Below are 12,595 nucleotides of genomic sequence, written 5' to 3' on the forward strand. Positions count from 1 at the left end.
CTTTCAACCCATCCCGGCTAGGGGTGGTTGTTGAAACAGCGAATTTACGTGAAATACGCTCTAAGAAAGAGCGATCGCTATTACAGGGCAGTGGGTAGGCTAAATTTCGGCATCTGCCGTTAGGATAAGTTACAGGTGTAAAAATTATTTCTACCTATAGCGAAGATGAATATTGATCCTGTAATTAATGCACTTAAAATTATTGCTAAACCTGTGGGTTCTTTAGTTATTAATCAAGTTCAACGTAATGAAACTGTAGTTAGAACCTTAAAACAATTCAATTTTGATCCGGTACAGCCACCAAAAGATGTTGATGGTGTTTATGTTTACTCTCTAATTGAGTATGGTGTGGGTAAGCCGGAAGCAATTTTAAATATTATTCGAGAAAAAGAAATTAAAAACGCTTTTTGGAGTGCTTATACTTCAAACGATCCTTTGGGTTTTTACAAGGAAGTAGAAAAGTTTTTGCAGGGGAAAGATTCAGAATTTGATATCCAATTAATGAAAATTGAACTGCGATCGCAGTTGGAAGAGTTTGGGGAAATATTTATTAAAGTTGCTAAAAGAAGCAAATCAATAGAATTTGAGCCTTTTCCTAAATGGAATTTAGACGAGTATCCAACAGAATTTAAGTCGTTAATTAGAGAAAAAATTCGCTTGTTTTGTGGTCGTCAGTTTGTTTTTGACGCATTTAAGCAATTTTGCAATAAGAATCGCAGTGGTTATTTTACAGTAGTGGGTGATGCGGGGATGGGGAAAAGTACCATTGCTGCTAAATACGTCTGGGACAATAGATCGCCATGCTATTTTAATATTCGCCAAACTAGTAGCAATCGAGCCGAGCTATTTCTTGAAAGTATTCGCCAGCAATTAACTAAGTGTTACCAGTTGCAGAATGTCGAGAAGGCTAATTTAGCTGATTTACTAGAACAGGTTAGTAAAAAAATTCCTGTTAGCGAACGTCTGGTAATTGTAGTTGATGCTTTGGATGAAGTAGAGCAAGAAGCTGGGGGAAATATTTTAGATTTCCCAACGGCGCTACCAGAACGTGTCTATTTTCTGCTGACTAGACGACCATATACTATAGATAAAAAACGCTTGTCTGCACCAGATGTCCCGATGGAGGAGCTAGATTTGAGGGCAAATGACTATGTTAATTTGAGCCGTGAAGATATCAAAAAGTATATTGGGTTATTTTTGAATGTTGATGAAGACCATAAGAAGGGACTTAGACAATGGATTCAAGACCGCAAAATTGATGAGAATGATTTTGTTGAGCAGGTAGCAACTAAGAGTGAAAATAATTTCATGTACCTGCGCTATGTCTTGCCAGGAATTGGTAAAGGTGACTATCAAGACTTGAGTTTAAAGCAATTACCCGATGGTCTTCAGGACTATTATCAAGTTCATTGGGAACGTATGGGGATGGATGCAAAGCCCCAAGAAGTAAAAGTATTTATCCTGTTTATTTTAGTGGAGATTGGTACACCAATTCCTTGTGAAATGATAGCGGCTATTGCTGAACAGGATGAATATGATGTGCAATTAGTTTTAGAAGAGTGGGTTGAGTATTTGAAGCAGCAGGATATAAAAGGAGAAATCTGCCATAGCATTTATCACGCTAGTTTTTTAGATTTTTTGAAAGCAAAACGGGTTTTGGATTCCAAACGGAAGCTATTTCAAGAGGTTAATCAACGCATTGCAGACTACCTTGTAAGGAAGATGGCGTGATATGGGAGAATTTGCTGACAAATTAGCGGCACAAAGTCCTGCTTTTGTTCGTGCTTACTTGGGTAGTTTAGCGCCAAGCTTGGTAAAGTCGGGAAATTTAGAGAAGTATTACCAAACTCTGACTGATTTTGATTTCATCACTGCCAAGATTAACTATCCTGAGTTTGGGGTGCAGCCACTAATTGACGATTATGATTTGATTGATAGTGAAGAGACATTAAATTACTCAGAATATAACTCTGAAAAAGTCAAAACTCTGAAATTGATTCAAGGGGCGTTAAGACTGTCAGCGCATGTTTTAGTAACAGATAAGCAACAATTAGCGAGTCAGTTGCATGGACGGTTAGTAAATCAGCAAATGCTAGAGGAAATTCAGGCATTATTAACACAGATAAAGCAAAAGACAACCACTCCTTGGCTGTGTCCCTTGACCCCAAGCTTAACGCCACCAGGAGGACGCTTACTCCGCACCCTCACTGGTCATGGTTCTGCGGTAATAAAAGTCACTGTTATTCCCAATGGGCAACAGGTCATTTCTGCATCCAGTGACAACACCCGTGATTACACCCTCAAAATCTGGAATCTTGCAACGGGGAAGGAACAATTTAACTTCAATAGTCCTAGTTATGTAAATGCAATAGCCGTTACCCCCAATGGACAACAGGTCATTTCTGCATCCTTTGATAAAACCCTCAAAGTCTGGAATCTGGCAGCAGGGGAAGAACAATTCACCCTCAAAGGTCATAATTCTTATGTGAATGCAATAGCCATCACCCCCAATGGGCAGCAGGTGATTTCCGCATCCAATGACAACACCCTCAAAGTTTGGAATCTGGCAACCGGGGAGGAACTATTCACCCTCAAAGGTCATAATTCTTCGGTAGAAGCCGTTGCCATCACCCCCAATGGGCAGCAGGTGATTTCCGCATCCAATGACAACACCCTCAAAGTTTGGAATCTGGCAACCGGGGAGGAACTATTCACCCTCAAAGGTCATAATTCTTCGATAGAAGCCGTTGCCGTTACTCCCAATGGGCAGCAGGTGATTTCCGCATCCAATGACAAGACCCTCAAAGTCTGGAATCTGGCAACCGGGGAGGAACTATTCACCCTCAAGGGTCATAATTCTTCGGTAGAAGCCGTTGCCATCACCCCCAATGGGCAGCAGGTGATTTCCGCATCCAAAGACAAGACCCTCAAAGTCTGGAATCTAGCAACCAGGGAGGAACAATTCACTCTCACTGAGCATAATTCTTCAGTCAATGAAGTTGCGATCATTCCCAATGGACAGCGAGCAATTTCTGCATCCGATGACAATACCCTCAAAATCTGGCATTTACCAACAGGTTTAGAACTCTTTTCTCTAACTGGTCATCCCACCTCAGTACGTGCTGTAGCTGTTACCCCTGATGGCAAGAATTTGGTTTCTGGTTCAGTGGACAACACTCTTAAAATATGGAATCGTTTAACAGGTCGGGAACTTCTTACTCTTACTGGTCATTTTGCTTCAGTAAATACAGTAGCTGTTACCCCTGATGGCAAGAGTTTGATTTCTGGTTCAGTAGACGATACTCTTAAAATATGGAATCGTTTAACAGGTCGGGAACTTCTTACTCTTATTGGTCATTTTGCTTCAGTAAATGCAGTTGCAGTCACCCCGAATGGCAAACAGGTGATTTCCGCATCTGATGACAAGACCCTCAAAGTCTGGAACATAGCAACTGGAGAAGAACTATTCACCCTCACTGGTCATCTTGCTCCAGTAAATGCAGTTGCAGTCACCCCGAATGGCAAACAGGTGATTTCCGCATCTGATGACTGGACTCTCAAAATCTGGAATATAGCAACTGGAGAAGGACTATTTACCCTCAATGGTCATTTTGCTCCAGTAAATGCAGTCGTAGTCACCCCGAATGGCAAACAGGTGATTTCTGCATCTGATGACTGGACTCTCAAAATCTGGAATTTGGACACTGGGGAGGTCATTGCTACTTTTACAGGAGAAAGTTACATGTATTGTTGTGCAGTTGCACCAGACAGCGTAACAATTGTGGCTGGAGATGCTTCAGGTAGGGTGCATTTTTTGCGTCTTGAGAACATGGGGTGTAATTCGTAATTCGTAATTCGTAATTGACAAACTACACAGCAGATGAATGACCAAAGATTTCATTGACGGTAATGTTGACATCAGGGAAAGCTGGAAGTGATAAAGTTTGACTGCTAGCGAACTTTTGCATAAGCTGATATCCTGCGGCTGTTGGTTGTTGATAAACTTCTACAATTTCCTCATTAATATCTACTAACCAAACTTCAATTATGTTTGCTTGTGCATATAAAGGGATTTTCTCTTCCCGGTCATACTCGATAGTTGAATCAGCTACTTCAATTAATAAAAAAATATCCTGGGGTTGGGGGTGTGCAGTGGCGTAAAAATCATCACGGGGTTTGAGTAATGCTACATCTGGCTGAGGTTGTGAGTTATCGTTTAATGCAACTGGATTTTGAGCCGCAACTATGACGCGCTTACCTAACAACTGCACTAACAAATTAATCATGCGATTTACACAAGCCGCGTGTTTTGTCCCAATAGGCGACATCTCTATAATTTCTCCCCGAATCAATTCCACTCGGTCATCTTCTGTGAGAATCCCCGACTCAATCATTTTCTGATATTGCTCAACCGTGAATTTTCGTCTTAATAACTGCACAGTCATGACTACCTCCACTGTTGCCTCATCTTATAATTATTCCTCACAATTATGAGTTCACCACCCAAACCACCAACAAAAATCAATTCCAGAGGACATCCCACAGATTTTGAGCAAATTATTCAAGCCAAAAGCCTAAACTTTGTCGGTCGTGAATTTGTCTTCACGGCTATTAACAACTTTCTTGACCGCCATCGCCACGGTTACTTCACTATCATTGGCGCACCCGGTAGCGGTAAAAGTGCCATTCTCGCCAAATATGTGACAAACAATCCTCAAGTTATTTATTACAATGCCGAACTTGAGGGTAAAAATCGTGCTGACGAATTTCTCATAAATATCTGCACGCAACTCATTAATCAATACTCGCTTAATTACACTTCTCTCCCTAATAACGCCACAGAGGGAAGTTGGTTTTTCTCTAGTCTTCTCCAGCAAATCAGCGATGAGTTAGAACCTCATCAAAAACTGACAATTGCCATTGATGGGTTGAATTGCATAGACCGCAACAGCCAACCATCTGGTACAAATCTGTTTTATCTCCCCCGCTATCTCCCGGATAAGGTCTATTTCCTCCTCACTCGTAGACCTTTCTTGCGGGACAAGTCGGGTTTATTAATTGAAACGCCGTCGCAAAGTCTTGATTTAGCAGATTATCCAGAAGAAAATCGGCGGGATATTCAAGCATATATTCAAAATTACCTAACTCCTCAAGAGATCCCCCCAACCCCCCTTGAAAAGGGGGGCAATATTTCGCCCTTGTTAATGGGGGTTAGAGGGGATCTTAAATCTTGGCTGAGTAATCACCAGATTAATGAGGAAGAATTTAGCGATCGCCTCACCACTTTGAGCGAAAATAATTTTATGTATGTTAGCCAGATTGTAGGTGCGATAGTTGGAGGTTTTTACCCGGAACCTTTCCAATACAACCAGTTAACCCCGGATATAGCAGCATATTATCAGCAGCATTTACAGAATATGATTTCATCTGAGCAAGAGGAAGGCTTTAACATAGCTGTGCTGAATGTATTAGTCCAGCAAAAACAACCAATATCAGTAGAAGCGATCGCTCATATCATTGATGCAGATGAATACGAAGTTGAGGAAGTTGTAGAAACTTGGCTTGAGTTTTTACAGCAGCAACAAATTGCTGAAGAAACCCATTACAGCCTCTACCATTCCAGTTTCCGCCACTGGCTAATTAGACAACATATCTAATATTCTAGATACTGTTCCTATGGTATGAAGCAATTATTGAATATCTCTTCAATTTCAACGACTTTAGCAAGTTGGGCATTTAAATCTACTCGTTGCGCTTCTTTCATCAAACAGATATCTAATTCTCGCTCATTCAAAGGTTCAGGCAGTTTTCTTCCCATTCCTCTAAACCATCGCTCATATCATGTCCGGATAATCACTTACGATTAAACTCCAATCTGAAGCCACCAATGAAAACCAGTTAACCCACGAATTAAATCTTGCTGTTGAAGTAAAGACTGACAGCGATGAAATAAAATATTCTCCAAATCATTGAGTGAGTTAAACGATTGATTAGCGATTGGTTCGTCCACCAAAGTCCACAACCTTTCTGCCGGCTGTAACTCAGGTGAGTGAGAAGGCAAAAATGTTAAATGTAGTCCTTCAGGAATCTGTAAATTTTTACTGGTATGCCAGCCAGCACGGTCAACAGCTAATAAAATGTGTTTATTTTTACCTAATCCAAATTCACGAGCAAAATCAGCCAAAACCTGATTAAACAATTCTGTGTTCACGTAAGGCAGAATCCACCAATAGCTCTCTCCTGTTTTGGGATGTACAAAAGCATACAACCATAACCATTTAAACCGCCAATGGACATCAGCAATTGGTGTTTCTCCTTCAGGTACATACACTCGTCGCAAAATCGGTTTGAGTCCTAAACGATGTTCATCTTCACACCACAACTGAACTTCTGCATCTGGATAGATAGTTTGGAGTTGTTTTACTTGTGTCGCTAGTTTTTTTTCCAGGCTTCTTGCTCAAAATGATCGCTTTTAGTGTGAGACGGGCGAGGTACTCTGAGTCTAAAAGTCATCTGCCGTAATATCTCCCATCCCCTCTGTCGGCTGATCTGATTTCCTGTGACTTCAGTTAGCCAGTCTGCTACCTTTCGACCGTTCCATAGCCCTCCATCTGGTGCTTTCTCTTGTAATGCCTGCCATAACTGTGCTTGTTGCATATCATCCACTACAGGCTGTTTACCTTGGTTTAACTGCCTGCGATCGCCTAAGTATCCCACTCCAAATTCGTTGTATCTTTTTACCAATCCGTATATCCATGTTTTGCTGTAGCCTGTTATTTCCTCTACTTCTTCCGTTTTTTTACCTTGTGCTACTAACCAAATAATCTGGTACTGACGGCTTTCTATGCCATCTTTAGCTTGACGATAACGTTTTTCTAGCTCTTCAATACTTAAATGTTTGGCTACACTAATTCGTTTTGGCATGACTCATCTTTGCGCTCCCTGCTTTTATCGTAAGCGATTATCCGGACATGATATCATCTGGTCATTTTCAATATCACCCAAGTAACGATGTACTTCATTACAAACAGTGTGCTGAAAAAAAGGTTGCACAAAACTCGACTCCTCTAGCACGAAATTTCTACGATAAAGCCCAACACGCCTGAAAAATATCTCACTTTTAGTGACAAGCACTTGAAACTCAGGGTGTGCAGACAACTGGAAGAAAGTTGCCACCCTTTCTTCTAACTTGGAGCAAATCACTATGGACGTGAAAGGTAAAGAAGTTTTTATGAGTTTTACATTTTGTAATAAGCACGTTCTTGCACAAAGGCTTGGATACAGTCCTCACACTTTGAAAGCAATCCGGCAACGTGGTGATTGGCTCGAAGGAATTCATTACATCAGGCCTAATGGCAACTCAAGGGTCATTCGATATAATCTTGACCTGTGCTTGAATTGGTTTGCTAATCAAAATAATCCAAATGCTCATCACAAAGAAATTGAGCGTTATTTGATGAGTTTGGAAGGTGAAAAACGGCGAAAATCAAGGTAAGAATTTGAGATACCTTCAAAAAGCACAGATATCTAAAAACAGCAGATTCAGCATAGTGCAAAAAGTATTCTCTCCAAAATGCTTGACTATACAATAACTATGCAACGCTGGCCAAAGCAATAAAAAAGCGATCGCTGTTCATATCAGTTATCGCCAAACTACAAAAAATCTCTTTTGTGCATAATTTTACCAGCAATGGCAGAAATCCGGCTCAGGAAATTCTACAGGATTTAAGACTAGTATCGAAAAATGAATGGGACATTATTCTCACTTAGAAATAATGCAGAATCCCTGAGCAATAATTAACAAATAATTGTCTTGATACTGCCTAAATCTTAAATAGATGTTGACATTAAGAACTTCAAGTTTCTGACATTAGCAACAAAGTTTTGGCAGATGAAATAAACCATTTTCTAGCACAAAAATACTTGTGTTAGAAAACCTGCTGATGATTTTGTAACCAACGCAAACATAGCCAGCAATTATGGAGCGGCGACATAATGTCGTCCTCTTCATGCTGGGACAACATTTGGAGTTGATTATGAACGCTACAAATATCAATAAATTTTCGGAAAATTCTAAATTAATAGAAAAACATTGGCAAGAATGGGTAATTAATTCAAGTGTGGACGAAACTCTAACCTGCTTAAATGTTCTTTCTCTACATGGTGCAATCAGCTACGAATATTTACTGTATGCCCTACCACAAACTGCTAGACGTAATGATGGGCGCTTACGAAACAAGTATCTAAAACAATATGCCCATATCGAAGCAGGAGGATGGTGGGTCAGTGGACTTGACCCATTAAATAATTGGTTACCAATGGATTGGGGTAGATTTAAACCAGACTACCCCAGACAGGAATGGGATACAAACACAAACACCCAGAAGTCTACCAAAAAGATTGTCAAATATGAATCGCCTCCCAAAACACCAAATCGTGTTACTTATTTGAGAGTGCCATTGCATACTTGGCAAATGCTAGCAAGGCGTTATAACGTTCCCATGCCTCAGGATATTACCATTACTGAAGAAGGAGAAGCTTTAGGATTTTGGGCTTGGGTAGTAGCACACAGAGAAATTCCTATTATTCTTACTGAGGGTGAAAAGAAAGCAGGTTGTCTTTTAACGCTGGGGTTTGTTGCTATCGGCTTACCAGGAATTTGGAACGGAAGAGTAGGGAAAGAAGACTTTGAAAAACTACATCCTGATTTAATACCACTAGCGCAAAGGGAACGCAAGTTTGTCATCCTATTCGACTACGAAACCAAATCCAAAACTAAACAACAAATTTTTCAAGCCACCCATCGCACCTGTAAAACTATTTTGAGGCAAGGTTGTCAAAGTGAAGTTGCTGTGCTGCCAGGGCCAGAAAAAGGTATTGATGACTGGGTTCTAGCTCTTGGTAAAAAAGCTGATAATTCTGTCACTACTCTGATTGCTGATGCCCTCACTGTTACGGATTATCAAAAATCATTTTTTGTTCTACCAAACAGAGGAATTTATAAATATAAACCTGATGAAACAGTCAATAGCCGCTACTTATCGCAGGTAATTAGCGTACTGCCTAGAACAGGCTTAGTTGGCTTAATTTCTGATATGGGTACTGGAAAAACAGAATTGACATTTTTGTTCGGCTCTTGCTTGAATTTCACTGTTGACCTGCTCTCGTATATCGCCTAATTTAGGAACGACTATGCTACCAGCAGAGTATGTTTGAGCAAGGGCGACAATTTTTTTAGCTATTAATCTATCTATATACTGTCCTAGCTCAGATTCTTCAAATGGGTTTGGTGAAGCAGAGATTTGGGCTATTTTGCGTTTGTGAGATAAAGTTTGTTTTTCTCTTTGCTGTCTGTTTAACAGTTTGTAATTATCCCCAAGTAGCTGTTTGATGCTTTGATAGGTAATAACTTTGTCTGTAATACCGTCTACTACTGCTACTGTTGCAGGTTGTTTTAGACCAAGGCTAACACCTACCAAAATATGAGATTTACCTTTGTACAAAGGTTGACTCGGACGAGGAAAGGAGTTATTGATTCTAGATAGTGTTGAGTTTTTCTGCTTGATAAATCGTTCTTGTTTGGAGTTGAGATTACCTTTGGCTTCGGTTCTAGTGATGATTTTGGCGATTTCTTCTGCTCTTTCTTGCTTTACTTGTTCTGTACCTTCATCTGTCCAAAGGCGGGTATCCACACAACAATAGAGAATTAGACTGTGAACATTCCAGGGTTCGCCCTTTCCTTCCCCTTCTTGCCAAGCAATACGACCACTACGAAGAGTGAACAAACTGCTGGAATGCTGATTTTTACTGTTGCGTTTGATTTGTTGATCTTCTAAAAAGCGTTTAAACCAATGTAGCTGCCTATTATCGCAATACACTTCAAAGGTATGCTCGCTGATTCCGTTGAATTTTACACAAATGCGTCCTTTTTGGTTTTTAAACCAAGTCATCTCTCCACTGCCTTCGTAAGCTACTGGGAACGGTACAGAACTAGATTGTCTCAAAAGGCTGTTTTGCCAAGATTTCGCCTCGGTTTCGTTTTCAGGGACGTTATATGTAGCAGTGAAGAGTGTTTGCAACCACTTAGTATTAGTTAAATCTCGACCTTTGGGAATTCGTGCTTCTAATTGCTCTTTTATTCGTTCAATCTGAATCTCAAGTTTACGGCGGCGTTGAGTAAACTTTTCACAGTCTTCTTCTTGATCGGTGACTTCGCAGGCATTTTTGAGTAAATAGCTAATGGTACAACGAGTCAGGATATCTTCGGTATTGCGGTAAATTTCAAATAAGGTGTTAAATACATAGCGATCGCTTGTTTGAGGTGCGTGCTTCACATCATCAGTCTGTGAAAGTGCAGATTTTTTACTCTTTTTGACTTTGCTACTTTTGGGTTGTTGAGTGTCAATTGTATCGACTGGAGCAATTTGAGCCAAAATTTCAGTTGCTTTGGTGCGAATTTCATCCAAGGATGCACCACAGGTTTTGACTAATTCAGCATCACTTTTGAGCATTTCCAGCCAGTAGGTTTTACTGTCCAGTTGGGACTGCAACCGCTTCATTAAGGCGAGCCACGATTTATAAGCGTAATTCACCAATGCGATCGCACTGGCATAAAACCGAGAAGGTTGACCACTGTAGCGCGAGTCAGTTTTGAGTGTCAGACATAGTTGCTTGACGATATCAGCAGGGATTTTAGCTTTTTGTCGCCAATTTTCAAGGTCTGGGTGATGACCCAATTGTTGGAGTAACTCCTTAATCAAAGGCGTGTTATGCTCTGCCATTAACTTCCATAAGTATTGGCGGGTAGATGCACTGGCTACCAAACGGCACTGAATCGTGATTTGGCTCATGGCAGTTTTAAACATATATGGTTTAATAATAACATATATGTCTTATAAATAGCCATGTGTAAAATTATTTCATGCAGGAGACATTTTTTACGAGCAAACAAGCGGCTGAAATCACAGGTTGTACCCTGCGTCAGCTCCAGTACTGGCGAGAGAAGGGGGTGATTGTTCCTGTTATCAGTGAAACAGGAACTGGACGTAGTATTTATTACTCAAAAGCCAATTTGGTGGAATTGGCTGTGATGGTATATTTTTTGTCAGCTGGGTTGAGTTTTGATTTGGCTGGTGAAACGGTCAAAACCCTGAAAGACAAGGAACCTGAGTTATTTAAATCTGGTGAGGGCAAGCGTTTTATGTTGTTGGGAGCAGTGGCAGAAAAAGCTGCCAAGGGAGGAACAGGGCTGATGCTTTCCCTTGTGGAGTTTGACCGAGAAAAAGCGATCGCTTCCTTAGTTGAAGGTAAGCCTGTAATTCCCGTATGGTTAGATCGGATTTATCAGCTGATATCAACTAGGCTGGTGGGCTAATTTTAAATGTTGATGATGTCATCATCATGAATGCTACCATCAGGCATTGTTGCTCCCCCTAAATATGCATCATCTAGATCAACACCACTAAGATCAATACCAAAAAGGTCAGCATACTTAAGGTCAGCACATTTAAGTTGAGCGCGACTCAAGTTAGCACCCCTAAGAATAGCACTCCTCAAATTCACACCACTGAGGTCAGCATTACTCAAATTGATACCACTTAAGTTACAACCACCTAAGTTACAATCTCTCAAATTAGCACCCACCAAGTATGTATCATCAAGGTTGGCACTGCTAAGGTCAGTTAAGCTTAAGTTGGCATGGTTGAGGTTAGTACTGCTGAGGTTAGTTTTTTTAAGGTCAGCATGACTAAGGTTGGCACTACTAAGGTCAGTTTGAGTCAGATTCGCATCATTAAGGTTAGCACTGCTGATGTCAGCATCTATTAAGCAATTTGCTTCTAGTTCAGCACCACTGAGATTAGCGTTAATTAACTTTGCTTCACGCAGGTCTACCCACCTTAAGTCAGCTTTCTTGAGTTCGGCATCAGTCAAGTCTACTTTCCTCAGATTTGCTCTTAGTATTTGTGCGTTATTTAACTTTGCGGACTTTAATACTGCTCCGCTTAAGTTTGCCCATCTCATCTCACTTTTTTGCAGGTAAGCTCCACTCAAGTCTGCATCAGTTAGTTCTGTATAGGCAAGCTTGGCTGCTTGCAAATTTGCTTCACCAAGCTTTGCAGTTCTCAAAGTTGCTTTGTTCAGTATTGCCCCTTCTAAATCTGTTTCTCTCAAGTCCGCTTTATCTAAATTTGCATTGGTTAGGTTTGCCTTGCGAAATATAACTTTACGAAGTATTGCCCCAGTCAGATTTAAGTCTGTTAGGCACAATCCACTAAGATTAGCTTCACTTAGGTCTACTCCAGGAAAATCCCTCTCTCCGGCTGCATATCGTTTAAGAAACTCCGAATCTAGCATTCGCTTTGAAGAAACTGCTTCCAAGGGAAAAAGTTCACATAAGTCGCAGCCAAAGTAGTCGCACAACACCTCAGCTGTGTTGCAGTCAATCCGGTCAAACTCTTCTTTGTAAAGCCTGCTAATGGCATTGATACTCAGACCTGTCTCCTTTGCTAGTTGGTACTGGGACAGATCTTGTTTTTCCATCAGATTCTTTAAATTACAGCGAATTTTTTTCATGATACCCGATGTTGCCGTTTAC

At 40.7% G+C, this 12,595-nt stretch carries 10 protein-coding genes and 1 pseudogene; 6 read left to right on the forward strand and 5 right to left on the reverse strand.

Annotation, left to right across the window (positions count from 1 at the left end):
* Positions 1-165 precede the first annotated feature (165 nt).
* Together QI031_RS23115 and QI031_RS23120 are read left to right on the forward strand one after the other, a co-directional pair.
* Entirely contained in the window at positions 166-1,731 is a 1,566-nt protein-coding gene (locus tag QI031_RS23115) for a P-loop domain-containing protein (RefSeq protein ID WP_281481951.1), read from the forward strand.
* Position 1,732: 1 nt separating this feature from the next.
* On the forward strand, positions 1,733-3,847 hold the full coding sequence (locus tag QI031_RS23120) for a WD40 repeat domain-containing protein (RefSeq protein WP_281481952.1): 2,115 nt from the start codon (positions 1,733-1,735) through the stop codon (positions 3,845-3,847).
* A gap of 22 nt (positions 3,848-3,869) precedes the next feature.
* On the opposite strand, the gene QI031_RS23125 is transcribed toward QI031_RS23120, so the two are convergent.
* On the reverse strand, positions 3,870-4,445 hold the full coding sequence (locus QI031_RS23125; RefSeq protein WP_281481953.1) for a Uma2 family endonuclease: 576 nt from the start codon (positions 4,443-4,445) through the stop codon (positions 3,870-3,872).
* A gap of 45 nt (positions 4,446-4,490) precedes the next feature.
* Between QI031_RS23125 and QI031_RS23130 the strand changes: the two genes are divergently transcribed.
* Positions 4,491-5,657, forward strand: coding sequence for an ATP-binding protein (locus tag QI031_RS23130; protein WP_281481954.1), 1,167 nt, complete (start codon positions 4,491-4,493; stop codon positions 5,655-5,657).
* A 17-nt stretch (positions 5,658-5,674) separates the two neighbouring features.
* Here QI031_RS23130 and QI031_RS23135 read toward each other — a convergent pair whose 3' ends face one another.
* Both QI031_RS23135 and QI031_RS23140 read right to left on the reverse strand, forming a co-directional pair.
* Positions 5,675-5,818, reverse strand: coding sequence for a hypothetical protein (locus QI031_RS23135; protein WP_281481955.1), 144 nt, complete (start codon positions 5,816-5,818; stop codon positions 5,675-5,677).
* Positions 5,819-5,863: 45 nt separating this feature from the next.
* Positions 5,864-6,924: pseudogene (locus tag QI031_RS23140) on the reverse strand (IS630 family transposase).
* A 280-nt stretch (positions 6,925-7,204) separates the two neighbouring features.
* On the opposite strand from QI031_RS23140, the gene QI031_RS23145 reads away from it, so the two are divergent.
* Both QI031_RS23145 and QI031_RS23150 read left to right on the forward strand, forming a co-directional pair.
* Positions 7,205-7,495, forward strand: coding sequence for a hypothetical protein (locus tag QI031_RS23145; protein WP_281481956.1), 291 nt, complete (start codon positions 7,205-7,207; stop codon positions 7,493-7,495).
* A gap of 541 nt (positions 7,496-8,036) precedes the next feature.
* The gene (locus QI031_RS23150; RefSeq protein WP_281481957.1) at positions 8,037-9,179 is read left to right on the forward strand and encodes a DUF3854 domain-containing protein; all 1,143 of its coding nucleotides are present in this window, start codon (positions 8,037-8,039) and stop codon (positions 9,177-9,179) included.
* Here the strand turns inward: QI031_RS23150 and cas12k are convergent.
* A complete protein-coding gene (gene cas12k / locus QI031_RS23155) occupies positions 9,084-10,850 on the reverse strand; it encodes a type V CRISPR-associated protein Cas12k (RefSeq protein WP_281481958.1) in 1,767 nt (588 codons plus the stop codon). The genes QI031_RS23150 and cas12k overlap by 96 nt on opposite strands.
* A 71-nt stretch (positions 10,851-10,921) precedes the next feature.
* Between cas12k and QI031_RS23160 the strand changes: the two genes are divergently transcribed.
* A complete protein-coding gene (locus QI031_RS23160; protein ID WP_281481959.1) occupies positions 10,922-11,374 on the forward strand; it encodes a MerR family transcriptional regulator in 453 nt (150 codons plus the stop codon).
* Positions 11,375-11,376: 2 nt separating this feature from the next.
* Here the strand turns inward: QI031_RS23160 and QI031_RS23165 are convergent, their stop codons facing one another.
* On the reverse strand, positions 11,377-12,573 hold the full coding sequence (locus QI031_RS23165) for a pentapeptide repeat-containing protein (RefSeq protein ID WP_281481960.1): 1,197 nt from the start codon (positions 12,571-12,573) through the stop codon (positions 11,377-11,379).
* Positions 12,574-12,595 lie beyond the last annotated feature (22 nt).

The sequence above is a fragment of the Halotia branconii CENA392 genome (genome assembly GCF_029953635.1).
Taxonomy (GTDB): Bacteria; Cyanobacteriota; Cyanobacteriia; order Cyanobacteriales; family Nostocaceae; genus Halotia; species Halotia branconii.